Annotated in this window: 24 protein-coding genes; 9 read left to right on the top strand and 15 right to left on the bottom strand. The window is 71.5% G+C overall.

The window, feature by feature from the left end:
• Positions 1-64: 64 nt before the first annotated feature.
• On the bottom strand, positions 65-961 hold the full coding sequence (locus HW837_RS19280; RefSeq protein ID WP_045559089.1) for an NYN domain-containing protein: 897 nt from the start codon (positions 959-961) through the stop codon (positions 65-67).
• Positions 962-1,210: 249 nt separating this feature from the next.
• Here HW837_RS19280 and HW837_RS19275 point away from each other — a divergent pair, with 249 nt between their 5' ends.
• Positions 1,211-1,363: a hypothetical protein gene (locus HW837_RS19275; RefSeq protein ID WP_086786875.1), complete on the top strand. Its 153-nt coding sequence runs from the start codon at positions 1,211-1,213 to the stop codon at positions 1,361-1,363.
• A 90-nt stretch (positions 1,364-1,453) separates the two neighbouring features.
• On the opposite strand, the gene HW837_RS19270 is transcribed toward HW837_RS19275, so the two are convergent.
• The 4 genes from HW837_RS19270 to HW837_RS19255 all read right to left on the bottom strand — a co-directional run bounded on the left by HW837_RS19270 (position 1,454) and on the right by HW837_RS19255 (position 4,766).
• Positions 1,454-2,059, bottom strand: coding sequence for a MarC family protein (locus tag HW837_RS19270; RefSeq protein ID WP_045559090.1), 606 nt, complete (start codon positions 2,057-2,059; stop codon positions 1,454-1,456).
• A 186-nt stretch (positions 2,060-2,245) separates the two neighbouring features.
• Positions 2,246-3,106 (bottom strand): PHP domain-containing protein, encoded by an 861-nt coding sequence (locus HW837_RS19265; RefSeq protein ID WP_093792433.1) that lies wholly within the window; start codon positions 3,104-3,106, stop codon positions 2,246-2,248.
• Positions 3,107-3,273: 167 nt separating this feature from the next.
• Positions 3,274-3,915 carry a DUF6758 family protein gene (locus HW837_RS19260; RefSeq protein WP_033525501.1) on the bottom strand — a complete coding sequence of 214 codons (642 nt, stop codon included), beginning with the start codon at positions 3,913-3,915 and terminating at the stop codon, positions 3,274-3,276.
• Between the two features lie 266 nt (positions 3,916-4,181).
• Positions 4,182-4,766: a suppressor of fused domain protein gene (locus tag HW837_RS19255; RefSeq protein WP_045559092.1), complete on the bottom strand. Its 585-nt coding sequence runs from the start codon at positions 4,764-4,766 to the stop codon at positions 4,182-4,184.
• Between the two features lie 535 nt (positions 4,767-5,301).
• Here HW837_RS19255 and HW837_RS19250 point away from each other — a divergent pair.
• Both HW837_RS19250 and HW837_RS19245 read left to right on the top strand, forming a co-directional pair.
• Positions 5,302-6,426 (top strand): magnesium and cobalt transport protein CorA, encoded by a 1,125-nt coding sequence (locus tag HW837_RS19250; RefSeq protein ID WP_045559093.1) that lies wholly within the window; start codon positions 5,302-5,304, stop codon positions 6,424-6,426.
• Positions 6,427-6,509: 83 nt separating this feature from the next.
• Positions 6,510-7,055, top strand: a complete 546-nt coding sequence (locus HW837_RS19245; RefSeq protein ID WP_045559094.1) for a hypothetical protein — start codon at positions 6,510-6,512, stop codon at positions 7,053-7,055.
• A 432-nt stretch (positions 7,056-7,487) separates the two neighbouring features.
• On the opposite strand, the gene HW837_RS19240 is transcribed toward HW837_RS19245, so the two are convergent.
• Complete coding sequence (locus HW837_RS19240; protein ID WP_045559095.1) at positions 7,488-8,246, bottom strand: lipoprotein; 759 nt, start codon at positions 8,244-8,246, stop codon at positions 7,488-7,490.
• A gap of 176 nt (positions 8,247-8,422) precedes the next feature.
• Between HW837_RS19240 and HW837_RS19235 the strand changes: the two genes are divergently transcribed.
• From HW837_RS19235 to HW837_RS19225, 3 genes are read left to right on the top strand one after another with little or no spacing between them, the layout of a single operon-like run.
• The gene (locus HW837_RS19235; RefSeq protein ID WP_093792429.1) at positions 8,423-9,742 is read left to right on the top strand and encodes a magnesium transporter MgtE N-terminal domain-containing protein; all 1,320 of its coding nucleotides are present in this window, start codon (positions 8,423-8,425) and stop codon (positions 9,740-9,742) included.
• A complete protein-coding gene (locus HW837_RS19230; RefSeq protein ID WP_237270251.1) occupies positions 9,732-10,433 on the top strand; it encodes a DUF1003 domain-containing protein in 702 nt (233 codons plus the stop codon). The genes HW837_RS19235 and HW837_RS19230 overlap by 11 nt, the downstream gene beginning before the upstream one ends.
• A gap of 43 nt (positions 10,434-10,476) precedes the next feature.
• Positions 10,477-11,610: an Mrp/NBP35 family ATP-binding protein gene (locus tag HW837_RS19225; RefSeq protein ID WP_193382687.1), complete on the top strand. Its 1,134-nt coding sequence runs from the start codon at positions 10,477-10,479 to the stop codon at positions 11,608-11,610.
• A gap of 143 nt (positions 11,611-11,753) precedes the next feature.
• Here HW837_RS19225 and HW837_RS19220 read toward each other — a convergent pair whose 3' ends face one another.
• From HW837_RS19220 to sigE, 5 genes are all read right to left on the bottom strand, one after another.
• The gene (locus HW837_RS19220; RefSeq protein ID WP_045559098.1) at positions 11,754-12,425 is read right to left on the bottom strand and encodes a hypothetical protein; all 672 of its coding nucleotides are present in this window, start codon (positions 12,423-12,425) and stop codon (positions 11,754-11,756) included.
• 235 nt (positions 12,426-12,660) lie between these two features.
• Positions 12,661-13,131, bottom strand: coding sequence for a sec-independent translocase (locus tag HW837_RS19215; RefSeq protein WP_045559099.1), 471 nt, complete (start codon positions 13,129-13,131; stop codon positions 12,661-12,663).
• Positions 13,132-13,379: 248 nt separating this feature from the next.
• On the bottom strand, positions 13,380-15,809 hold the full coding sequence (locus HW837_RS19210) for a S1C family serine protease (protein WP_237270250.1): 2,430 nt from the start codon (positions 15,807-15,809) through the stop codon (positions 13,380-13,382).
• A gap of 142 nt (positions 15,810-15,951) precedes the next feature.
• Positions 15,952-17,169 carry a zf-HC2 domain-containing protein gene (locus HW837_RS19205; protein WP_193381545.1) on the bottom strand — a complete coding sequence of 406 codons (1,218 nt, stop codon included), beginning with the start codon at positions 17,167-17,169 and terminating at the stop codon, positions 15,952-15,954.
• Positions 17,166-17,882, bottom strand: coding sequence for an RNA polymerase sigma factor SigE (sigE, locus tag HW837_RS19200; protein ID WP_045559102.1), 717 nt, complete (start codon positions 17,880-17,882; stop codon positions 17,166-17,168). The genes HW837_RS19205 and sigE overlap by 4 nt, the downstream gene beginning before the upstream one ends.
• Before the next feature lie 270 nt (positions 17,883-18,152).
• Here sigE and HW837_RS19195 point away from each other — a divergent pair, with 270 nt between their 5' ends.
• The gene (locus HW837_RS19195) at positions 18,153-18,854 is read left to right on the top strand and encodes an O-methyltransferase (protein ID WP_272819702.1); all 702 of its coding nucleotides are present in this window, start codon (positions 18,153-18,155) and stop codon (positions 18,852-18,854) included.
• Positions 18,855-18,977: 123 nt separating this feature from the next.
• Here the strand turns inward: HW837_RS19195 and HW837_RS19190 are convergent, their stop codons facing one another.
• Positions 18,978-19,145, bottom strand: coding sequence for a DUF3117 domain-containing protein (locus HW837_RS19190; protein WP_003966491.1), 168 nt, complete (start codon positions 19,143-19,145; stop codon positions 18,978-18,980).
• Between the two features lie 379 nt (positions 19,146-19,524).
• Between HW837_RS19190 and chcB the strand changes: the two genes are divergently transcribed.
• Positions 19,525-20,316: a 2-cyclohexenylcarbonyl CoA isomerase gene (gene chcB, locus HW837_RS19185; protein ID WP_045559104.1), complete on the top strand. Its 792-nt coding sequence runs from the start codon at positions 19,525-19,527 to the stop codon at positions 20,314-20,316.
• A 97-nt stretch (positions 20,317-20,413) separates the two neighbouring features.
• Here chcB and HW837_RS19180 read toward each other — a convergent pair whose 3' ends face one another.
• On the bottom strand, positions 20,414-21,004 hold the full coding sequence (locus HW837_RS19180) for a DNA-3-methyladenine glycosylase I (RefSeq protein ID WP_193382688.1): 591 nt from the start codon (positions 21,002-21,004) through the stop codon (positions 20,414-20,416).
• A complete protein-coding gene (locus tag HW837_RS19175; protein WP_045559106.1) occupies positions 21,001-21,351 on the bottom strand; it encodes a DivIVA domain-containing protein in 351 nt (116 codons plus the stop codon). Before HW837_RS19175 ends, HW837_RS19180 begins: the two co-directional genes overlap by 4 nt.
• A 119-nt stretch (positions 21,352-21,470) precedes the next feature.
• Here HW837_RS19175 and folP point away from each other — a divergent pair, with 119 nt between their 5' ends.
• The gene (folP, locus tag HW837_RS19170) at positions 21,471-22,331 is read left to right on the top strand and encodes a dihydropteroate synthase (RefSeq protein WP_193381548.1); all 861 of its coding nucleotides are present in this window, start codon (positions 21,471-21,473) and stop codon (positions 22,329-22,331) included.
• 73 nt (positions 22,332-22,404) lie between these two features.
• On the opposite strand, the gene HW837_RS19165 is transcribed toward folP, so the two are convergent.
• Positions 22,405-23,163: an LOG family protein gene (locus tag HW837_RS19165; protein WP_045559108.1), complete on the bottom strand. Its 759-nt coding sequence runs from the start codon at positions 23,161-23,163 to the stop codon at positions 22,405-22,407.
• Positions 23,164-23,255: the final 92 nt, after the last annotated feature.

Here is a 23,255-nt window from a genome sequence, read left to right as displayed (position 1 = left end):
ACCGAACCCCGCCGAACGCGCCGAACAGCCGGCCCAGCTCTGCTCTGCCCCGCCTGCCCTGCCCTCAGTACTGGGCCCGCAGGTGCTCCCAGAAGCCGTCCCGCAGCGCCCGTCTCAGGTCCGCCTGTCCCCGCAGCGAGTACTGGAGCAGGCCCTCCGCCTCGACGAGCAGGTCCTGGTCGACGGAACCGGGGAGGTACGGGTGGCCGTGGAGCAGTTCCTGCAAGGTCTCCCGGCCCCGGGAGGCGAGCCACTTCGCGGCGATCTGGGCGCCGACGAAGCGGACGTCCTCACGGCTGGGGCGCGCCCCGGTGGGGGCGTCGTAGGTGGCGGCGGCCCGGCGTGACACGTACGGCTTGAAGAAGTCGAGGTCGAAGGTGCGCTGGCTGTCGACCTCCCAGAGCAGCGGCTCGGCCTGGTTGCGGCCCTCAGGCGCCTCGATGCCCCACAGATGGACCCGCGCCCCGTACCCCTGGGCAGCCTCGACCGCCGACACCAGGTCCTCGTCGCCGCCGATCAGGGCCGCGTCGCTGATCGCGCGGTGGCGGGCCAGTGACTCCAGGTCGGTGCGGATCAGGGAGTCGACGCCCTTCTGCTGGTTGTTCGCGTTGAGGTTGCCGAGGCGGACCTTCACGTCCGGCAGCTCGGCGATCGACTGCTGTTCCGCCGTATGGATGCGGCGGCGCGCCCCGTCGTACCAGTAGACCCTCAGCAGCCGGCTGTCCGCGAAGATCGTGCGCGCCTTGTCGATCAGCGCGTCGATGAGCCCTTCCGGGTCGAGGTCGAAGGACCGCCGGTCCTCCGTCCCCGCGACGAGCCGTCCCACGGCCGCGTACAGATACCCGGCATCGACGAAGATCGCGTGCGTCGAGGGTGTCTTCGCCACCTCGGCGAGCATGCGGTGCAGCAGCTCGTTCGTTCGGTCGATGCGGGCGCCGAGCGCCGTGAGGTCGTCGTTCATTACTGCCCATTGTCCCGGCGGTCACGCTGCGAACACAACCGGTCCCAATCAGTCTTCCTGCCTTCAGGTAGACATACCACCACACCGCTTACCTGCTAGTAATTAGCTTCCCGAAAAATTTCCTTAGCGTAGGGAATGTTTGTAACACGCATACCGTTGACTCCTCATGGAACACGGGCACCGACGACCCGTGGGCCACCACCACCAGTAGTTCTCCTCAGGAGGATGACCAGACGAAGGGAGAAGCCCTTGCGCTTCGAAATCCTGCGACTCGACGACATCGACGGCACGCCCGTCGACAGCACGGTCGTGGACGCCGCCTCCGTCAACCGGATCGTGCAGCAGGCCGCCGCCATCGGACAGCGCCTCTGGATCCGCCCGGCCGACGTGACCGCTTCATAGGACGCGGATCCGTTCACACTTCGGAGCCCCGTACGGCACGACGCCGTACGGGGCTCTGCGACGTCCCGGCCAGGCGCGTCGGCGCGTGCGCTAGGCGCCCTGTACGACCTGGGTGACACCGTTGATGATCTGCTGCACGGCGATCGCGGAGAGCATCATGCCCGCGAGCCGGGTCACCAGCACCACACCGCCGTCCTTGATGACCCGGATGATCAGCAGCGAGTACCGCATCGTCAGCCACAGCACGACATGGATGGCGAGGATCGCGGCCCACACGGAGACATGAGCGGCGGCACCGTCCGCCTTCTGCACGGCGAGGATCACCGACACGATCGCACCGGGACCGGCGAGCAACGGCATCCCCAGCGGCACGAGCGCGACGTTCACGTCCTTGGTCTGCTTCGGCTCGTCCGTCTTGCCGGTCAGGAGGTCGAGCGCGATCAGCAGGAGCAGCAGCCCGCCCGCGATCATCAGCGCCGGGACGGACACATGCAGGTAGTCCAGTATCTGGTGTCCCAGCAGCCCGAAGACGGTGATCACACCACCGGCCACACAGACGGCCTGGAAGGCCATCCGCTTCTGGGTACGCGCGGGACGGCCCGCGGTGAGGCCGAGGAAGATCGGGGTGATCCCCGGGGGATCCATGATCACGAAGAGGGTGAGGAAGAGCGAACCGAAGATGGCGAGATCGAACACGGGGATGCCTTGCCGGAGAGGAAGAGCGAGCGAGAGGGCAGCCCTCGGCGAGGTACCGGGTGAGGTACGGCCGGGGCGATCGTCGCGCGGAGAGACGGGGCGTCGCCCCGCGCGAACACAGTGGAGAGTGCGGTGGGCCGGGCACTACCGGCGGCCGCCGGAGCCTACCGCCCCACGGTCAGGGAGTCAGCTGGTCCCGCCGGTCCCCGGGACGGGAAACGCGCCGGTGGCCCGGCGCGTGATCTCGCCGTACACCTCGGGGTCGGTCGTGTACTCGCCGAGCACACAGGTCTTCCGGCTGCCGTGGTAGTCCGAGGATCCGGTGGCGAGGAGCCCCAGCTCCTTCGCCAGGCCGCGCAGCCGGGCCCGGGTCGCCGGGTCGTGCTCCATGTGGTCGACCTCGATGCCGTCGAGTCCGGCGGCGGCCAGCTCGGCGATGGCGGACTCCGGCACGGTCCGGCCGCGCTTGACGGCGGCGGGGTGGGCGAAGACGGCGACACCGCCGGCGCCCTTGATCAGCCGGATCGCCTCGAACGGGTCGGTCTCGTGCTTTGCGACGTAGGCGCGGCCGCCGTCGGCGAGCCACTGCTCCGTGAACGCGTCGCTCACGGTCGGTACGACGCCGAGTTCGACGAGCGCGGTGGCCACATGCGGCCGCCCCACGGAACCGCCGGCGGCGATCCGGGCGACCTGGTCCCAGGTCACCGGCACACCCAGCTCGTTCAGCTTGGCGATCATCCCCTGGGCCCGGGGGACCCGGTCGTCCCGCACCAGCTCGCGCTCGGCCAGCAGGTCGGGCTCCTCGGGGTCGAACAGATAGGCCAGCATGTGCATGCTGACGCCGTCCAGCCGGCACGACAGCTCTGCGCCCGTGACCAGGGTGAGCCCTTCCGGGAGCGCGGCGATCGCCTCGGCGTGCCCGCGCGTGGTGTCGTGGTCGGTGAGCGCGACGACGTCCAGACCGGCCGTCCGCGCCTTCCGTACCAGCTCCGCCGGGGTGTCCGTACCGTCGGACGCGGTGGAGTGGCAGTGCAGATCGATACGCACGACTCGGACTCCAGGCGCGGGGAAACGGAAGCGGACGCTCAAGGATAGCGCCCTTCCGGGCTGCTCCTGTCACACCCGAAAGCCGGGGGCACCCCCTACAGGGGACATGCCCGGAGACGCGCCTCCGCCACCGGGAGCCACGCCTCCGCCCTCGGGCGCGAGGCCCCCTACGGCTCCAGGATGCGCGGTGAGAGCGCCCCGCACGGCAGCAGTTCCACCTCCGCGCCGGCGTCCCGCAGGTCCGTCAGCACCAGTTCGTCGTACATCAGCAACCCCGTCTGTTCGGGCCACACGATCGCCCACAGCCACAGCCCGAGCGCCTCGCCCGCGAAGACCGCGCGGTCGTCCGGCGTGCCGGTGACGTGCCACAGCGGTGTGGGCCGTCCGGCGGCCAGCACCTTGGCCTGGGGCGGCTTCTCGACGCTCAGGTAGGGGCCGGGGTCGGGACCGTCGATGCCCGCGTACCGCGCGCCGAGGCCGACGCCGAGCTCCTCCGCGATGAGGACGAGCTCCCCGACGCCACCGAGCGGGCCGGGACCGGAGCAGGCCACGGCGGTGGCACGTCCGCCGCTGCGGTCGTCCCCGGCGAAGGCGGCACCCGTGAAGAGCCAGCCCACGGGCAGCGGCCAGGGCATCCAGACCGGCACCTTGGCGCGGTGCACCACGACGCTGAGGGCCTCGACGCTGGGCGGGATCACGGGCTGCAGCGGGTGCACCGTCCCGTGCGCGGCGCACTGCCAGGAGTCGGCAAAGAGGCCGGGAGCCCTGACCCGGCCACCACACTTCGGGCAACTGGGTTCGCCCCTCATAGGGCCCAACGGTCCTCCCCGTGCCTGCTCGCGTCAAGGACGATCACCCGTCCGGCGTGTGCGCGTCACATTCCGCGCACGTTCCGCGCACGAACGGCGGCCTGCGGCCCACGGTCGGCCCGTCGGACCGGCCAACGGGATCAACTACCCACACGACCAAGGGAAGCGGCGATTTTCGGCCACCTGTCGAGCCGCCTCCGGTCACGTATGGCGTGCCGTCCGTCACACGGGGAAGCCGTGTCGCGCGATCCGGTCAGTCCATCCGGTCAGTCCAGGGGGACCGATGTGCGGGCCGGGTCACGGAGGTCTGTCCCCTGGGTGAGCCAGCGCTCCTGGAGGGCCTGGGCGCCGTGCACCCGCTTCCAGGCCGCCTCGTTGGGCGTCATCGGCAGGAGGGGCAGGAACCGTACGGGGTCGGCGGGGGCGTCGAGTTCGAGGTCCTCGACCAGGCCGCCGGACTCGGCGACGAGGACGGAGGTGAAGGGTGCTTTGGGCCAGAGCGGATCACCCACGTCGAGCGAGGCGCCGGGGGCCACGATCAAGCCCTCCACCTGCGGCGACGCGGCGAGTACGGCCAGCGGGCGCAGTACCTTGTCGGTGTCGGCGACTCCGCGCCGCACGGACAGGACGAGCTCGGCGCGCGGGCCCTTGACGGGGTCGGCGAGGACCGCGGTGGGGTCGGCCATCGGCTGGGCGGACATGCCGAGCGTGGCGTAGCGGACGACGTCGCCGTCGGTGAAACGGAGGACCTCGATACGGTCCGTGCCGAGGAAGGTGACCGCGGCGCGCGCGTCCGGTTCGCCCAGCGCGGTGCGCAAACGGGCCTCCACCAACGGAAGAACATCAGCCATGAGCCGAGCATAGAACTCGTCAGGAACCGGCAAACGGGCGCCTTGACACTTCAGCCGACTGTTACTCTGGGCCGCCGGTCGGGACAGCACGCGGGCAGCACACGGAAGCCTCGCTCTCAAGGCTTCTCACGCCTTCGCGTCCCGCGCCGAGAAGACTGACTCCCCTACGGGGAACCCCGGATGGGGTATGGAACGTCCCTTACGAGGGACCGGCCGGAGGAGGTGGGGCTGCGATGGACCGAAGTCGACCTGGCAGTACCACCCGCTCTTCCGCTGTTCGAGTTCCGTAGCTCTGGTCGTAGCCGTAGTTCTCGCTCCGCTCGCTACCGCCCTCACTCGCGTCGTGCCGCTCGTCGGTCGCCGCGCATCGGAAGAGCACTTCTTTCCCGTCTTGATCTGAATCAAGCGAAGCTGTCACCGCGACGGTGCGGTGCTCCCCGCTTTGTGGACGTGCCAAACATCCGAAGTCAAAACGTCCCCATTCCGGGTAGTTCCAACCGTCGTCGGCGGCCTTTCGTTGCGAAGGAGCCAGCTCATGTCGATGATCCACAACCTGCGTGCCGCGGTCCGCCCGTCCCGTCCCTCGCGGCTGTCGCTGCGCAAGGACGGCGGGATGTACGACGCCACGCGTCCGGCGGAGACGGCCACGGCCGTCGTGGACTGCGCCGTGTACCGCGACGGCGCGCGCGTGTCGTTCGAGCGCAACCTGACCCCGCACGAGGCGATCCGTCAGGTGCGCCGTGACGGCGGCTTCGTCTGGATCGGCCTGCACGAGCCGTCGGAGGCCGAATTCTCCGGTATCGCGGCCGAGTTCGGGCTGCACCCGCTGGCCGTGGAGGACGCGGTGCACGCGCACCAGCGGCCGAAGCTGGAGCGGTACGACGACACCCTCTTCACCGTCTTCAAGACCATCCACTACGTCGAGCACGACGAACTCACCGCCACCAGCGAGGTCGTGGAGTCCGGCGAGGTCATGTGCTTCACCGGACGGGACTTCTTCATCACCGTCCGGCACGGCGGGCAGGGCTCGTTGCGGGCGCTCCGTCACCGGCTGCAGGACGACCCGGAGTTGCTCGGCAAGGGCCCGTCGGCCGTGCTGCACGCCATCGCCGACCATGTCGTCGACGGGTACGTGGCGGTCGCGGACGCCGTGCAGGACGACATCGACGAGGTGGAGACGGAGGTGTTCTCCCCCGGGCGCAAGGGCACGCCCCGGGGCACCGACGCCGGCCGGATCTACCAACTCAAGCGCGAGGTCATGGAGTTCAAGCGCGCGGTGTTGCCGCTGGTGCGGCCCATGCAGCTGCTGAGCGAGCGGCCGATGCGGCTGATCGACCCCGACATCCAGAAGTACTTCCGTGACGTGGCCGACCACCTCGCCCGGGTCCAGGAGCAGGTCGTCGGGTTCGACGAGCTCCTCAACTCGATCCTCCAGGCGAACCTGGCGCAGGCCTCCGTCGCGCAGAACGAGGACATGCGCAAGATCACGTCCTGGGCGGCCATCATCGCCGTACCGACGATGGTGTGCGGCGTGTACGGGATGAACTTCGACTACATGCCGGAGACGCACTGGAAGTTCGGCTACCCGGTGGTCCTCGGTGTCACGGTCGCGCTCTGCCTCGGCATCCACCGGACGCTGAAGCGCAACGGGTGGCTGTGACGCGGGAGGCCGCGGTCGGGGCGGTCGGCCGGGGGCTTCGAGGGGGCGGGCCAGGCTCGTGGGAGCACGGTTAGGCTGCCCCCATGACCGCCGATTCGCTCCCCGCCGATTCGCCGACCCCCGACGCGCTGCTCGAACAGGCACTCGTCGAGGAGGCCACCAAGAAGTCCGGGCTGATCTGGGTCCGGGGCGGTGAGGCGTCGCGGGCGCTGTGGCACGTCTGGCACGAGGGTGCGGCGTGTGTGGTGGGCGACGGGCCCGGTGAGCAGCCGCTGCCCGGGCTGGCCGACGGCGGGTCGGCGGTGGTGACCGTCCGCAGCAAGGACAAGGGCGGGCGGCTGGTCAGCTGGGCCGCGGACGTCGTCGAACTGGCCCCGGACTCCCCCGACTGGGAGGCCGTGGTGGCCGAGCTGAAGGGCAAACGGCTCAACGCGCCCGACGGGGAGGCGATGCCGGGCAGGTGGGCGCGCGAGTGCCGGGTGCTCCGCCTGCGGCCGACGGGGGTGACCCTGCCCCTGCCCGACGACGACCTGGCTCAGGCACCGGTCGCGACGTCGGCGACCACACGGCAGCCGATCCCGGCGGCGGTGCCACGCCTGCTCTTCGGCCGCCGCAAGCGACAGCGATGAGCCCCGGCGCCTGACAGCGTCCGCGCCCCGCTCGACACCGCCGAAACCCACCACCGCGGCAGGTCGCAGCCGCGGCGGAGTGGAGGGACCCGGCGGAGATGGACGACCGACTGAGCGGCGGCGCCGCCAGTACGGGGGACCTGCGGAGCTACGGGCAGCAGCCTGACGCCGGCCGCGGCGCGGAGCCGAGCCGCGGGCACTGATCAGAAGCGGCGCGTCCCACCGGGCCACGGGGCGCCTTGCCGGGGGCGCCCCTCGGACGCGGTCCGTTGCCCCGGGCGGTGGCCCCACGCGGGCGCGCGGCGCCTTTCGCCCTCGCGGCCCACCCGTCCGCACCGCCCGCCCGCCCGCCCGCCGCACCGCCCACGCGCTACGCCGCCGCTCCACGACGCCGCAGGCCGTCCCGCTCGTCCTCGCCCGTACTGCGTCGTACTACGACGTCGGCAGTTGCTTGCCGTAGTCCACCACCGACTTGCCGTCCGGCTCCTCCAGGGTGAAGTCCTTGCCCCAGTCGGATAGCAGGATGGTGCCGGCGTCGCCGGCGCGGACGAGGCGGAGGGGGTAGGGGGTGCCTTCGAGGGAGACGTCGAGGGTGCCGCCGGAGCCCTTGTCGCCGGTGATGCGGATGGTGCGGGTGCCGGACTGCTCGTGGTGGCCCTCGGTGGAAAGCGTGCCGTGCAGGGTGAGCAGGCTGTTGAGGAGGACGTCCTTGTCGGTGAAGCCGCTGAACCGCTTGTAGGCGGGGTCACCGGTCGGCACCTTCACATACATGCCGTCCAGCTTGTCCGCGGCGGCCGTCTCCGAGTCCTCGCCCTGCTCGCCGCCCTTCCCGGAGTCCTCGTGGTCCCAGAAGTCCGCGTCGGCCTTGAGGAAGAGGTGCTCCCCCACCTTCAGCAGCCGGAACGTGGAGCCCTCCGTCGTCACCGAACCCGTGCCGCCGTCCTCCTTCAGGCGCATGTCCAGCTTGTAGGTCTTGCCGTTGCTCACCACGGCCCCGGACAGCCGGACCGTGTCCGCCGCCGTGGCCGCCGCCCTGGTCGTGTTCTGGATCTTCGCCGGCTCCAGTTTGCCGACCCCGTTGGTGCCCTCATCGGGATCCTCGCTGCACCCCGTGAGCCCCAGCCCGCCGACCACCAAGGTGCAGACGGCGCTCACCAGTGCGGCCCTTCGGGTACGGGGAATCACAGTCACAGGCGATGCACCTCTTCGTGGGGAGTCCAGGCGTACCGCAGAGTACCGGGGCTCCCGACCCACCACTGAGCCAGTCCGTCCGCACCGCTCACCAGGGCATATCCGATCGGGACGGGCTAGCCTGAAGCCGTCCTCGGCGGACATTCCCCTCACGACGGGAAGGAAAGGGGCGGCTCATGGCGGCGGTGGCGCCCCGGATCTTCGTCTCCCATCTCTCCGGTGTCGCCGTCTTCGACCCGAACGGCGATCAGGTGGGCCGCGTCCGGGATCTGGTGGCCATCCTGCGGGTGGGCCGCAAGCCCCCGCGCCTGCTCGGCCTGGTCGTCGAACTCTCCACCCGCCGCCGGATCTTCCTGCCCATGACCCGGGTCACCGGCATCGAGTCGGGCCAGGTCATCACCACCGGCGTGCTGAACGTGCGCCGCTTCGAGCAGCGCCCCACCGAGCGCCTCGTCATCGGGGAACTGCTGGACCGCCGTGTGACCCTCGTCGAGACCGGCGAGGAGGTGACGGTCCTCGACATCTCGGTCCAGCAGCTGCCGGCCCGCCGGGACTGGGAGATCGACCGGGTCTTCGTCCGCAAGGGCAAGGGCGGGGCGTTCCGGCGGCACAAGGGCGAGACGGTGACCGTGGAGTGGTCGGCGGTCACCGGCTTCTCGCTGGAGGAGCACGGGCAGGGCGCCGAGAACCTCCTCGCCACCTTCGAGCAGCTGCGCCCGGCCGACCTGGCCAATGTGCTGCACCACCTCTCCCCCAAGCGCCGGGCCGAGGTCGCCGCCGCCCTCGACGACGACCGGCTCGCCGACGTTTTGGAGGAGCTGCCCGAGGACGACCAGATCGAGATCCTCGGCAAGCTCAAGGAGGAGCGGGCCGCCGACGTCCTGGAGGCCATGGACCCGGACGACGCCGCCGACCTCCTCGCCGAGCTTCCCGAGGAGGAACAGGAACGGCTGCTGACGCTGATGCAGCCGGACGACGCGGCCGACGTACGGCGGCTGATGGCGTACGAGGAGAAGACCGCCGGCGGTCTGATGACCACCGAGCCGATCGTGCTGCGCCCGGACGCGACCGTCGCCGACGCGCTCGCGCGGGTCCGCAACGCGGATCTGTCCCCGGCGCTCGCCGCCCAGGTGTACGTGTGCCGGCCGCCGGACGAGACCCCGACCGGCAAGTACCTCGGCACGGTCCACTTCCAGCGGCTGCTGCGGGATCCGCCGTACACCCTGGTCAGCTCGCTCGTCGACGACGATCTCCAGCCACTGGACCCGGAGGCCGCGCTGCGCGCCGTCGCCGGGTTCTTCGCGACGTACGACATGGTCGCGGCGCCCGTGGTCGACGAGAGCGGCTCCCTGCTGGGGGCGGTGACCGTCGACGACGTCCTGGACCACATGCTTCCGGAGGACTGGCGGGAGACGGAGTTCCATCTGTACGAGGACGAGGACGAGGCCGAGGACGACGACGTCGCGGACGGGCAGGAGGCCGGCGATGGCTCCTGACCGGGACGGGCGCGAGGCCCGCGAGGGGCGCGAGGGGCGCGAGGGGCGGCACCCGGGGCGGGAGCGGGCGCACGCCGGCGCGGGCCACCGGGAGCGCACGTCGCCCTCCGGCGCTCCCCTGAGGGAACGCACGCCCTCCGGGGCCACCGCGCGCCCGCGTACGCGTCTCGACCTGCCGCTGCCGCGCCGGGCCAGGTTCCTGCCCGAGTGGGACCCGGAGGCCTTCGGACGGCTGTCGGAGCGGATCGCGCGGTTTCTGGGCACCGGGCGGTTCATCGTCTGGATGACGGTCGTCATCATCCTCTGGGTGGTGTGGAACGTCTCCGCCCCGAGCGATCTGCGCTTCGACAACTACCCCTTCATCTTCCTCACCCTCATGCTGTCCCTCCAGGCCTCCTACGCGGCCCCGCTGATCCTGCTCGCGCAGAACCGCCAGGACGACCGCGACCGGGTCAACCTCGAACAGGACCGCAAGCAGAACGAGCGGTCGATCGCCGACACCGAGTATCTGACCAGGGAGATCGCCGCGCTGCGCATCGGTCTCGGCGAGGTCGCCACCCGCGACTGGCTGCGCTCGGAGCTCCAGGACCTGGTCAGGGAGATGCACGAGCACGACGGTGACGGGCCGCGCGGGACCCGGACCGTATTCCCGCCGGAACACGCCCGCGGACGTGACATGGGCGACCGCTGAGAAGGCTCCCAGCGGCCCCGCGCGGCGCCGTACCATCGTCCTTATGGCTACGGAAGACGCGGTGCGCGAGGCTCTGTCGACGGTGAACGACCCCGAGATCAACCGCCCCATCACCGAACTCGGGATGGTCAAGTCGGTGGAGATCGGCGAGGACGGAGCGGTCGCGGTCGCCGTGTACCTGACGGTCTCCGGCTGCCCCATGCGCGACACCATCACCAAGCGCGTGACGGAGGCGGTCGAGCGGGTCGGGGGCGTCACCCGCGTCGACGTCGAGCTGGACGTCATGAGCGACGAGCAGCGCAAGGAACTGGCGACCGCGTTGCGCGGCGGCCAGGCCGAGCGCGAGGTCCCCTTCGCCAAGCCGGGCTCCCTCACCCGCGTGTACGCCGTCGCCTCCGGCAAGGGCGGCGTCGGCAAGTCCTCGGTGACGGTGAACCTGGCGGCGGCCATGGCGGCCGACGGTCTCAAGGTCGGTGTCGTCGACGCCGACATCTACGGCCACTCCGTGCCCCGCATGCTGGGCGCCGACGGCCTTCCCACCCAGGTCGAGAACATGATCATGCCGCCGTCCGCGAACGGCGTGAAGGTCATCTCTATCGGCATGTTCACCCCGGGCAACGCCCCGGTGGTCTGGCGCGGCCCGATGCTCCACCGCGCCCTCCAGCAGTTCCTCTCGGACGTCTACTGGGGCGACCTGGACGTCCTCCTCCTCGACCTCCCGCCGGGCACGGGCGACATCGCCATCTCGGTGGCCCAGCTGGTCCCGAACGCCGAGATCCTCGTCGTGACGACCCCGCAGCAGGCGGCGGCCGAGGTCGCCGAGCGCGCCGGCTCCATCGCCGTGCAGACCCACCAGAAGATCGTCGGCGTCGTCGAGAACATGTCGGGGCTGCCCTGCCCGCACTGCGACGAGATGGTCGACGTGTTCGGCACGGGCGGCGGCCAGACCGTCGCCGACGGCCTCACCCGCACCACCGGCGCCACGGTCCCGGTCCTCGGCTCCATCCCCATCGACGTCCGCCTCCGCGAGGGCGGCGACGAAGGCAAGCCGGTCGTCCTGAGCGACCCCGACTCCCCTGCGGGCTCGGCCCTGCGAGGGATCGCGGGCAAGCTGGGCGGCCGTCAGCGGGGCCTGTCGGGCATGAGCCTGGGCATCACCCCGAGGAACAAGTTCTAGGGCGGCCGTCAAAGTCTGGGGCTGCCCGCAAAGGGGCGCGGGGAACTGCGCGACAAGCCACGACGCACCCGCAGCCCCCTGACCACCGAAGCCCCTACGGCGTTGGAGGGCACCGCACCACAACCCGGCGGTGCCCTCCAACGCTATGCGTACGCCTCGATGTCCTTGATCACGGCGAAGCCAAGACCGTACGCGCTCATCCCGCGCCCGTACGCCCCCACATGCACCCCCTGCGACGTCGACCCCGCGAGCACCCACCCGAACTCGGACTCGCGGTAGTGGAACGGCGTCGGCACGCCGTCCACCGGCAGGGACAGGGTCGTCCAGTCGGGCCCGGCGAGATCGTCGGCCAGCACCCACGCGGCCTCGGTCTGCTGGTCCAGCCAGTCGTCCCGCAGGGAGTGGTCCAGCTGCCCGGGCCAGGTGAAGGACAGCAGCCCCACACCCGCGAGCCACGCCGCCGAGGAGACCGACGTGGCCTCCAGCAGCCCCGTACCGTCGGCGCTCCTGCGGGACGGGTTCTCCGCGACGGTCACCACGACCGCGAACCGCTCTTTGACCTCGTCGTCCGACCCGGCGGTGTACTCGTTGCGCACCGAGGGCTCGTCACCGTGGCCGATCGAACCGTGCTCGACGGCTCCTTCCGCCGACGTACCCACCTGCATCAGCCAGCGCGGTCCCGTGAAGGCCTCGTCGAGGCCGTACCACGGGAAGGGCGCCAGCAGGTAGCCGTCGACCGTGCGTCGGGCGGAGGGGACCTGTTGTCCACCCTCCGCGGCCGACGCCTGCGCGCCTACCCGACTTGTCGTCTCCATGTGCCCGGACGCCTCCTCGCTCTCGACGGACCGGAGCGGCCCGCCCCCCTCGGGCGTCGTCGCTCGCTCTTCTTACGGTCCGCACAACAACTGGGCAGCATAGCCACAGCTCTCCGAGCAGCAGGGAAAGCGCCCGGCGCGTAGGACGGCGTACTGGCGGGTTCGGGCCGTACGAGGGTGCGTGACGGTATGAATCGCATCACGTAGGGGGCGCCGCAGCACACCGGCGTACGACTCAGGTGGCGTCCATGTCGTACGGCGGACGCTCTTCGAGTTCGGGCTTCTTCGTCATGTCGACGGAGCCGCCGGCCGCACCCGAGGAGGAGCCGCCCGAGGAGTCCGAGGCGGAGCCGGACGAGGAGGAGCCGGACGAGCCCTCGGACTCGCGGCCGTGGACCGCGTCCGTGAGCTCGGCCATCTCCTTCTTCAGGTCGAAGCCGTTGCGGATCTCCTTCAGCCCCAGCTCGTCGTTGTCCAGCTGCTTGCGGATGAACGTCTTGGGGTTGAGGTCCTCGAACTCGAAGTCCTTGAACTCCGGTCCGAGTTCGCTGCGGATGTCCGCCTTGGCGCTGTCCGAGAACTCGCGGATCTTGCGGATGGTCCGCGTGACGTCCTGGATCACCTTCGGGAGCTTGTCCGGACCGAAGACGAGCACGGCGAGGACGACGAGCGTCACCACCTCGAGCGCACCTATGTCATTGAACACCTGAAGCTCCTTGCGATGTCCTCGGTCCCGATCCGCGGGCCTCGGCAGGTCGTCCGTGGTCCGGGCCGGATCCACGGTACCCGGCGATCCCGCCGATCCGGTACCTTCGGGCCGCTTCGGACCGTGCCCGAAGGACGGGTTTTCCCAGCTGTTTGCCTGGCAGGAGGGGGTGCGGGGCCCCTCCTGTGAAGTTGGCGTCAGTGGACCCCGTCGTCGTGGCCGCGCATGCGTGACCACCGGGGACACGGTCAGCCGCCGGACGAGCCGAGGGTGAGGGTGACCGTCCGCTCCCTGCCGTTCCGCAGGAGGGTGAGCTCCAGGCGGTCGCCGGGCCGGTGCGCGCGGACCTTGACGATCAGTTCGTTGCCGGAGTGCACACGCTGGCCGTCGACCTGGGTGATGACGTCGCCCGCGCGCATGCCCGCCCGGTCGGCGGGACCGCCCGGGGTCACCCCGGAGCCGTCGCCGTCGCCCTTGTCGCCGATGCGGGCGCCGTCACCGGAGTAGTCCATGTCGAGGGTGACCCCGATGACCGGGTGGGTGGCCTTGCCGGTGTTGATCAGCTCCTCGGCGACGCGCTTGCCCTGGTTGATGGGGATCGCGAAGCCCAGACCGATGGAACCGGCCTGCCCGCCCTCCGACTCGGAGCCGCTGCCGGCGGAGCGGATGGCGCTGTTGATGCCGATCACACGGCCCTTGCCGTCGAGGAGCGGGCCTCCGGAGTTGCCCGGGTTTATCGGCGCGTCGGTCTGCAGCGCGTCCACGTACGACACGTCGCTGACGTCGCCGCTCTCACCGCCCGCCGTGATGGGCCGCTCCTTGGCGCTGATGATGCCGGAGGTGACGGTGTTGGCCAGGTCGAAGGGGGCACCGATGGCGACGACCGGGTCGCCGACCCGGACCTCCTCGGAGTTGCCGAGGGGCAGCGGTTTGAGTCCGCGGACGCCGGAGACCTTGACCACGGCCAGGTCGTAGCCGGTGTCCCGGCCGACGATGGTGGCCTTGGCCGTCTCACCGCCGCTGAAGGTCACCGATATCTCGCCGTCGCTGCCGGCGGGGTCGACGACGTGGTTGTTGGTGAGGATGTGGCCGCGCTCGTCGAGCACGAAGCCGGTGCCGGTGCCCTGCGCGCTGTCCCCGCTGACGTGCAGGGTCACGACGCCGGGCAGCGCGCTGGCGGCGATCCCGGCGACGCTGTCGGGCGCCCGCCCCGTCGCCCCGTCGCTGGTCTGCGGCAGCTCGATGGCCCCGACGCCGCCGTTGCGCTCCAGGTACGCGCCCACGGCTCCGCCGATGCCGCCGGCTACGACGGCGATCAGCACGGCCCCGACCACGAGCGTCCTGCGCCTGCGCCGGCGCCGCCGCGCCACGTCGTCCACCGCGGCCCCGTTCTGCTGCAGCGACCCCGACCCGGCCCACGGGTCGTAGTTCTGCCAGGGCCCCTGCGGGCCGGGCGGCGACTGCCCGGGATCGGCGAAGGCCCCCGAGGGATGCGGGACTCCGGCTCCCGGCGAGGCGGGCGCGGCCTGGGCCCCGCCCGCGTACGGGGGCGCGACCGGCTGCGCCGCGTCCCCGAAGGGCGGCGGTCCCGGCTGGGACGGATACGCGTACGAGGCGCCGGGAGGCTGGGAGATGTCGGGGTAGGGCGCGGCGGCGGGCCGGGCCGCGTCCGGGAAGGGGGCCGCGGCGGCGGCCACAGGCGCCTCCGCGTACGTCCTCGTGGGCCGCGGAGCGGCCGCCGGTACGGCGGTGCCGTGGGCCGGAGTCACCGGGGTGCTCGTGTCGGCGTATCCGGGGGCGGCGGTCGCGGGCGCCCCGGCCAGTGCCGGCTCCTCCGCGACCGGGTGCGCGTCGTGTGCCGATGTCTCCGGCCGGACGTTCGTGCCAGGGGCCGAGGTGGTCGCCGGATGCTGGAACGGCGGAGCGGGCGCCCAGGGGCCGGGCTCGCCGTACGGCGGGGTGCTGTAGGGATCGGGGTCGTGCAGCGGCTTGGGGCGCTCAGAGGGGGCGTCAGGGGCGCTCAGGGCACCCTGCTGAGCCGACGGCAGGGCATCGGCGACCGCGACGGCGCCCACGACCGTGGTCGCGGGCGTGCCAGGGGCTGCGGCAGCGCCGGCACCGACCCCGTCGGTGCCGACCGACGCACCCTCGGGCTCAGCCACCGAACCGCCCGACGCGACCGGCGAACCGTCGGCCTCCGTCGGCGAGTTCGCCCCGCCCTCGGCGTCGTGCCCCGCGTTCCTCGCGCTCGGCCGTTCCAACTCGAAGTCGCCGTCCGAGTCGCCCACCCGGTCACCGGCCACGTCGACCGCCGATGTGAGGGCGCCCCCGGGCGAAGCCTCGGCGACCGGGCGAGCCAGTTCGAAATCGGAGCCGGAATCGGCCTCGGTCTTGCCGTCGATCTCGGCCGCCTTGCCCACGGTCTCGGTCCGGGAGTCGGTCCCGGCGAAGGCCGGTGCCGTCACCGTCGGAGTCGCCGGGCGTTCCAACTCGAAGTCGCCCTCTGGGTTTTCCGCACGCGCCGCGTTCGCGGACGGCCCGAGGGCGTCCACACTCCCGGCGGACTCTCCGGAGTCAGCGGTGCCGACCGGGCCCGTGTCCCCCGTCGTCCCGCCCTCCGCGCCGTGCGCCCGGGGGCGGCTCCACCACTTCGCCTTCGTGGGCTTCCCCTCGTTCATGTTCTCCCCACACCTAGGGCCTGTCCCGAGGACCGGCCCGACGCCCACCGTTCACCGAGTGCCGCGAGCCGGAACCGGCCCGAGCGGACACGGCCCACTCTGGATTCAACCAGGTTCGCGGCCCGGCGCGCAGAACTCGGGGTCAGCGGAGGACGGGCGAGGTGGGTGTGGGGGACGAGGTGGTGTCGGGCGCCGTCAGCAGGCCGGGTCCGGCGAGTTCGGAGGCCGGGGACCAGTCGGTCAGCTGCAGCGGCGGCGCGTCGGTGAGCGGACGTATGAGCGGCGACATGACGGCCGCACCGGCCAGCACGGGTGCGGTCAGCGGGTGTACGGACCGACGGTCCTGGCCGGCCGGAGCGGGGACCCCGGGCAGCAGGGGCGCGGAGATCTCCGTCGGGGCGACGGGCATGTCGCCCAGGGACTGCTGGCCCTGTCCGAGCAGCGGGCCGACGGCTCCCCGGCGGCGCTGTGCCTCGGGCGTCGGGACCGTGCCGGCCGGGGTCCGCAGCGGGGTGACGTTGCTCCCGGCGCCGGAGCCGCCCCGGGCGTCCGCCGTCTCGACGGGCATGCCGTTGGTCACACCGCCGAGGGCGATCGCGGCCAGCGACACGGCTCCCGCCGCGACGAAGGCGAACCGCATCCCGCGCGAGGCGGAACGCTCCGCCTCGTGCCGGCGCACGTCATGGATCCGGAAACCGCGGTCGCGTCTGACCCCTCTGTCGTGCTGGTCGTCCGTGTCGTCGGTGGTTCTCTCCTCCCCGTCCGGACGCTCGTCCGCACCGCCGGAGAGGTCGCGTCCGCCGCCCAGGAAGCCGCGGTCGCCCAGCGCTCCGCGGTCGCCGAGGAAGCCACGGCCGCTCAGGAAACCCCGGTCACCGAGGAACCCGCGGCCGCCGGACGTTCCACGGCCGCCACCGAGCAGCCCGCGGCCTTCCGACGGCGTCAGCGCGCCGCCGTGTGGTCCCGACGGGACATACCCGAAGGAGTCGCCGGAGCCGAAGACCCCGAAGTCGGCGAAGTCCCGGGAGTCGGAGGGGTCACCGGGCAGACCCGACCCTCCGGCCGTGCCTCCGAGTCTTCCGCCGAAGCCACCGGACAGCGGTGAGCCGCCGTCGCCGTCGCCGCCCGCCGGGAGCATCTGGAGACGGGCCAGGAAGCTCTCGGAGGGGGGCGGCGGAGCGGCCTCCGCGAAGACGTTCTTCAGACGGCGCTGCTCGTCCGCCTCCGACTTGCACTTCGCGCAGGTGGCGAGATGTGCCAGGACGCGGTCGCGCGCCTCATGACCGAGCTCTCCGTCGACCAGGGCGGAGAGACGGTCTCCCAGGTGTTGCTCGGCAGGCGTAGGACGGGATCCACTCACGCGGTCGCGCCCCCTCCTCCCAGCACGGCCACCCGGGGCACCGCGAACCCGCGGCGCTGCTCGGCCCGGGCCTCCGGGGAGCGGTGCGCGAGGGCCTTGCGGAGCTGGGAGCGGCCGCGGTGGATCCGGGAGCGGACCGTGCCGAGCTTGACGCCCAGGGTCGCGGCGATCTCCTCGTAGGACAGCCCTTCGATGTCGCACAGGACGACGGCGGCGCGGAACTCGGGTGCCAGGGTGTCGAGGGCCTGCTGGACGTCGGCGTCGAAGTGCGCGTCGTTGAAGATCTGCTGCGGGGTGGGCTCACGGCTGGGCAGGCGCTCGGCCGCGTCGTCCCCGAGGGCGTCGAAGCGGATGCGCTGCTTGCGCCGGACCATGTCCAGGAAGAGGTTGGTGGTGATGCGGTGCAGCCAGCCCTCGAAGGTGCCGGGCGTGTAGGTCGACAGGGAGCGGAAGACGCGGACGAAGACTTCCTGGGTGAGGTCCTCGGCGTCGTGCTGGTTGCCGGTCAGACGGTAGGCGAGCCGGTAGACGCGGCCGCTGTGGGTGCTGACGATCTCCTCCCAGGTGGGCGGAGTCCACGCCTGTGCGTGCGCGTCCGTGGTGAAGGTCGCGGTCTGTGCTCCGCCCGAGGCGGAAGCGTCGGCGTGGCTGTGGTCAGCGGTGTCGTTCACGGATTTCGGCCTGCCTGCCGATCCGAGAAAGCGCCGCAGCACTCCTCCCCGATCCGCGGGCGCAGCCGCACCTCCCCTGTCGGCTCTGGTGGTGTCCAGTGGAGCCCCTACCATAGCCACCTCGCCCGTTAGCTCCGGATAAGCGGTTTTATAAGAAATTGCTGTACGCCGGTGGGGCGCGTCCTGCTGATGCGGCCGCTGTGGCTTGGTCAGCAGGCACGTCGATGCGCGCCCCTGCTCGTCGGACCGATCCATCCCGTGCCCCCCGTCGCGGCCCCCGTCACTCACTCATCCCTTTAAACGACCGGTCCCATCAGCAGGTTCCCGACGGCAACGGATACAGTCACGCCCAGGCAACCACGGGGACATAAGGAGAGGGTCATTACCGGCAACCGGCTGACGAGCTGGGCGTTCGCCGACGCCTTTGTCGCCGAGGACGACGCGCTGCGCTGGGCCCGTGAACGGGCCCGGGAAGCAGGGCTGCGCTCGGTGTCGCCCGGCACGGGCGCCGCGCTGCGGGTGCTCGCCGCCACCGTGGACGCGAAGGCGGTGGCGGAGATCGGGACCGGCACCGGTGTCTCCGGGATCCATCTGCTGCACGGCATGCGGCCCGACGGGGTGCTGACCACCGTGGATCCGGAACCGGAGCACCAGCAGTTCGCCCGGCAGGCGTTCCGCGCGGCCGGCTTCGCCAGCAACCGCGCGCGCTTCATCCCGGGGCACGCCCTGGACGTGCTGCCCCGGCTCGCGGACTCCGGGTACGACCTGGTCTTCTGCGACGGCGACCGGCTCGAGTGCCTCGACTACCTCGCTGAATCGTTGCGCCTGCTCAGACCCGGTGGCCTGGTCGCCTTCGAGGGTGTCTTCGCCAGTGGCCGGACGGTGGACTCCAACCCCCAGCCCACCGAGGTCATACGTCTGCGGGAGCTGCTGCGCACGGTCCGGGAGAGCCCCGAGCTCGTGCCGTCCCTGCTCCCGGTGGGCGACGGCCTGCTGTGCGCGGTCAAGCGCTGAGCGGCCGCCCGCGATCCGACCGGCCTCCCCGGCCTCCCTCTGACACCCCTGGCACGACAGCGCCCCGGCACCGCCGGGTGCGGCGGTGCCGGGGCAACTGAAAGGGTATGGTCGCTACGCGCGTCAGCCGACGACCTTCTTGAGGGCATCTCCGAGGGCATCGGCCTCGTCAGGGGTCAGCTCGACGACGAGCCGACCGCCGCCTTCGAGCGGAACGCGCATGACGATGCCCCGCCCCTCCTTGGTCACCTCGAGCGGGCCATCGCCCGTCCGCGGCTTCATGGCCGCCATGCTCGTACCCCTTCCTGAAACCAGCTCATCGCCAAGCCGACGGCCCGGGAGGGCAGGCGCGGGCCCACCTGGGGACACGCGACACCGGCATCGAACACATTGCTTCCAGGCCATTATCCCGCATCTCATGACCCGATGACCAACATCGGTCGGCATCGCTTGGGCAACGCGCGCGAGCAAAACCACCCAATTCGGCGGTGTGACTGCGATACTGCGCCACCCCTCGGTCCCAGGTGGGCGCTCGCCCATTGGTGATTCTTTGACGCAGGTCACACGTCCGGGCCCGGCCGTCACCCGTGAACTCCGCCATGCTGTGGTGTGACGAGGGCGTACTGACCAGTACGTCGCCTGCCGAAGCGACACCGGAGGGGAAACCGCCATGGCCGACACCGTGCTCTACGAGGTGCGCGACGGACTCGCGAAGATCACGCTCAACCGCCCCGAGGCGATGAACGCGCTCAACATCGCGACGAAGGTGGCGCTGCGGGAGGCCGTGGAGGAGGCCGCCGGGGACGACGCGGTACGGGCGGTGCTGCTGACGGCCGCCGGGGAGCGGGCGTTCTGTGTGGGCCAGGACCTCAAGGAGCACATCGGGCTGCTGATCGAGGACTCGGGGCAGGTCATGAGCACGGTCAAGGAGCACTACAACCCCGTGGTGAAGGCGCTCACGAGCATGGCGAAGCCCGTGGTGGCCGGGGTGAACGGGGTGGCGGCCGGTGCCGGTCTGGGGTTCGCGCTCGCCGCGGACTACCGGGTGGTCGCCGACACGGCCTCCTTCAACACGTCCTTCGCCGGGGTGGCGCTCACGGCCGACTCCGGGGTCTCGTGGACCCTGCCGCGGGTGATCGGCCCCGGCCGGGCCGCCGATCTACTGCTCTTCCCGCGCAGCATCAAGGCGCAGGAGGCGTACGAGCTGGGGATCGCGAACCGGATCGTGCCGGCGGCCTCGCTGCACACCGCCGCCGAGGAGGTGGCCCGGATGCTGGCCGGGGGGCCGACCGTGGCGTACGCGGCGATCAAGGAGGCGATGGCGTACGGCTTCACCCACTCGCTGGCCGAGACGCTGGAGAAGGAGGACGAACTCCAGACCCGGGCGGGTGCCTCGGAGGACCACCAGATCGCGGTGCGGGCGTTCGTGAACAAGGAGACGCCGGAGTACCTGGGGCGGTGACGCGTCGCTGGACGCGGCCGGTCACAGGTCGTGGGGTGGCTGCGGGTCCGTCGTGGCCGGTCACGTGGTTCCCCGTGCCCCTTCGGGGCGGACGCTTCTAGGGGGTCGCCGTTCTCGCGACGCATGTCTCCAAGTGGTCGTTCACCAGGCCGCACGCCTGCATCAGGGCGTACGCCGTCGTCGGGCCGACGAAGCGGATGCCTCGCTTCTTCAACGCCTTGGAGAGGGCCGTGGACTCGGGGGTGACCGCCGGGACGTCCGCGAGGGTTCTCGGGGCCGGGCGGGTCGCCGGGTCCGGGGCGTGGGACCAGATGAGTTCGTCCAGCTCGCCGGCGGTCCAGGTGGACAGCTCGCGGGCGTTGGCGACGGTGGCCTCGATCTTGGCGCGGTTGCGGATGATGCCGGGGTCGGCGAGGAGACGCTCCTGGTCGGCCTCGGTGAACAGGGCGACGGAGGCGATCTCGAAGCCGGCGAAGGCGGCGCGGAAGCCCTCGCGGCGGCGCAGGACGGTGATCCAGGAGAGGCCGGACTGGAAGGCCTCCAGACAGAGCCGCTCGTACAGCGCGTCGTCGCCGTGGACCGGGCGGCCCCACTCCTCGTCGTGGTACGCCACGTAGTCCTCGGTGGACAGGGCCCAGGGGCAGCGCAGCGCGCCGTCGGAGCCGGGCAGGGCGGTGCCGTCGCTCACCGGTGGTCGCCCTCCTCGGGCTTGTGCAGCGAGGTCGTGGTGGCCGCGCGGGCGCCCGCGAGCGCGGACTCCAGGTCGGCGATCCGGGCGTCCCGCTCGGCGATCTCGGCGCTGAGGCGGCCGAGGGCGTCGTCCACGTCCACCATGCGGTAGCCGCGGACGGCGACCGGGAAGCGGAGCGCCTCGACGTCCGCGCGGTTGACCGGGCGGTCCGCCGGCAGCGGGTCCCGGAGCCGCTCGCCCGCGGCCTCCGGCAGCACGGCGTTGTCACCGCCGCCGACCACCGCGAGCGTCACCGCGGCGACCACGACGGCGAGCGCGACGACCAGGAACAAGAACATGAACATCGCTGGGTCCCCTCGAGTGTGTTCGGCTCCGATCGTGCCATGCGAGTCTGACAGTTAAGGTCGCAGGCGGTCGGGCAGGCCCGGCGATCGACGGGACGTACTGGGAGAGGTCACAGCGGATGCTCAGGCTGGGCAAGCGGGAATTCGGGCCGCACGAGCCGGTGATCATGGCGATCGTGAACCGGACGCCGGACTCCTTCTACGACCAGGGGGCCACCTTCCGCGACGAGCCGGCGCTCGCGCGCGTGGAGCAGGCGGTGGCCGACGGCGCGGCCATCGTCGACATCGGCGGCGTGAAGGCCGGGCCCGGGGAGGAAGTGACCGCGGCGGAGGAGGCCCGGCGGACCGTGGGGTTCGTCGCGCAGGTGCGGCGGCGGTTCCCCGACGTGATCATCAGCGTCGACACCTGGCGGCACGAGGTGGCTGAGGCCGTGTGCGAGGCGGGGGCGGATCTGCTCAACGACGCGTGGGGCGGGGTCGATCCCCGGCTCGCGGAGGTCGCGGCGCGGTACCGGGTGGGGCTGGTGTGCACGCACGCGGGTGGGGCTGAGCCGCGTACGCGGCCGCATCGGGTCGAGTACGACGACGTGATGGCCGACGTGCTGCGGGTGACCGTGGGGCTGGCGGAGCGGGCGGTGGCGTTGGGGGTGCCGCGGGAGTCCGTGCTGATCGATCCGGGGCACGACTTCGGCAAGAACACGCGGCACAGTCTGGAGGCGACGCGGCGGCTGGGCGAGATGGTCGCCACGGGGTGGCCGGTGCTGGTGTCGCTGTCCAACAAGGACTTCGTGGGCGAGACGTTGGACCGGCCGGTGAAGGAGCGGGTGGTGGGGACGTTGGCGACCACGGCTGTCTCGGCCTGGCTTGGGGCTCAGGTGTACCGGGTGCATGAGGTGGCGGAGACTCGGCAGGTGGTGGAGATGGTGGGGGCGATCGCGGGGTGGCGGAGGCCTGCCGTGGCCCGGCGGGGGCTCGCCTGATTCTTCGCTCCGCCCCGGACCCCGTTCGCGCAGTTCCCCGCGCCCCTGAGAGGGGCGCGGGAAAAACCCGGTCCTACCTGCCCGCCTCCTTCGAGACCAGGGCCACCGCCTCGTCCACGTCGTCCGTGACGTGGAAGAGGGTCAGGTCCTTCTCCGCCGCCTTGCCCTGGGCGATCAGGGTGTTGGTGAGCCAGTCGACCAGGCCGCTCCAGTAGGACTCGCCGAAGAGGACGATGGGGAAGCGGGTGACCTTCTGGGTCTGGACGAGGGTGAGGGCCTCGAAGAGTTCGTCGAGGGTGCCGAGGCCGCCGGGCAGCACCACGAACCCTTGCGCATACTTCACGAACATCATTTTTCGGACAAAGAAGTAGCGGAAGTTGAGGCCGATGTCGACGTACGGGTTGAGCCCCTGTTCGAAGGGCAGCTCGATGCCGAGGCCGACGGAGGTGCCGCCCGCTTCCAGCGCACCCTTGTTGGCCGCCTCCATCGCGCCCGGGCCGCCGCCGGTGATGACGGCGAAGCCGGCCTCCACCAGGCCGCGGCCGAGCCGAACGCCCGCCTCGTACTCGGGTGAGTCCGCGGGCGTGCGGGCCGAGCCGAAGACGCTGATGGCGGGCGGGAGTTCGGCGAGGGTGCCGAAGCCCTCGATGAACTCCGACTGGATGCGCAGGACGCGCCACGGATCCGTGTGGACCCAGTCCGAGGGACCGCCCGCGTCCAGCAGTCGCTGGTCCGTGGTGCTCGCCTGAACCTGGCCGCGTCTGCGCAGCACCGGTCCGAGCCGCTGCTCCTCGGGTGGCTGCTTCTTGCCCTCGGGGTTGCCGGTCGCCATGTCCGCTCCCTCCGCCGTGCTGGTGGTTCACCTCAGCGTAGATCCATACGGGTTACGGACGGGGGACGTCAGCGTGTCCGCCGCGATCCGTC

It is taken from the genome of Streptomyces caniscabiei (assembly GCF_014930365.1).
Taxonomy (GTDB): Bacteria; Actinomycetota; Actinomycetes; order Streptomycetales; family Streptomycetaceae; genus Streptomyces; species Streptomyces caniscabiei.
Note: the sequence above shows the minus strand (reverse complement) of the source record. Positions and strands in the feature narration are given on the sequence as shown.

Excerpts from the sequence above, each read along its gene's own strand:
- HW837_RS19175 (WP_045559106.1), bottom strand. The coding sequence starts at position 21,351 with ATGTTCATGTTCTTGTTCCTGGTCGTCGCGCTCGCCGTCGTGGTCGCC.
- HW837_RS19260 (WP_033525501.1), bottom strand. The coding sequence starts at position 3,915 with ATGAGGGGCGAACCCAGTTGCCCGAAGTGTGGTGGCCGGGTCAGGGCT.
- HW837_RS19190 (WP_003966491.1), bottom strand. The coding sequence starts at position 19,145 with ATGGCGGCCATGAAGCCGCGGACGGGCGATGGCCCGCTCGAGGTGACC.
- HW837_RS19220 (WP_045559098.1), bottom strand. The coding sequence starts at position 12,425 with ATGGAGACGACAAGTCGGGTAGGCGCGCAGGCGTCGGCCGCGGAGGGT.
- HW837_RS19225 (WP_193382687.1), top strand. The coding sequence starts at position 10,477 with ATGGCTACGGAAGACGCGGTGCGCGAGGCTCTGTCGACGGTGAACGAC.
- HW837_RS19210 (WP_237270250.1), bottom strand. The coding sequence starts at position 15,809 with ATGAACGAGGGGAAGCCCACGAAGGCGAAGTGGTGGAGCCGCCCCCGG.
- chcB (WP_045559104.1), top strand. The coding sequence starts at position 19,525 with ATGGCCGACACCGTGCTCTACGAGGTGCGCGACGGACTCGCGAAGATC.
- folP (WP_193381548.1), top strand. The coding sequence starts at position 21,471 with ATGCTCAGGCTGGGCAAGCGGGAATTCGGGCCGCACGAGCCGGTGATC.
- HW837_RS19230 (WP_237270251.1), top strand. The coding sequence starts at position 9,732 with ATGGCTCCTGACCGGGACGGGCGCGAGGCCCGCGAGGGGCGCGAGGGG.
- HW837_RS19245 (WP_045559094.1), top strand. The coding sequence starts at position 6,510 with ATGACCGCCGATTCGCTCCCCGCCGATTCGCCGACCCCCGACGCGCTG.
- HW837_RS19165 (WP_045559108.1), bottom strand. The coding sequence starts at position 23,163 with ATGGCGACCGGCAACCCCGAGGGCAAGAAGCAGCCACCCGAGGAGCAG.
- HW837_RS19250 (WP_045559093.1), top strand. The coding sequence starts at position 5,302 with ATGTCGATGATCCACAACCTGCGTGCCGCGGTCCGCCCGTCCCGTCCC.
- HW837_RS19255 (WP_045559092.1), bottom strand. The coding sequence starts at position 4,766 with ATGGCTGATGTTCTTCCGTTGGTGGAGGCCCGTTTGCGCACCGCGCTG.
- HW837_RS19280 (WP_045559089.1), bottom strand. The coding sequence starts at position 961 with ATGAACGACGACCTCACGGCGCTCGGCGCCCGCATCGACCGAACGAAC.
- HW837_RS19235 (WP_093792429.1), top strand. The coding sequence starts at position 8,423 with ATGGCGGCGGTGGCGCCCCGGATCTTCGTCTCCCATCTCTCCGGTGTC.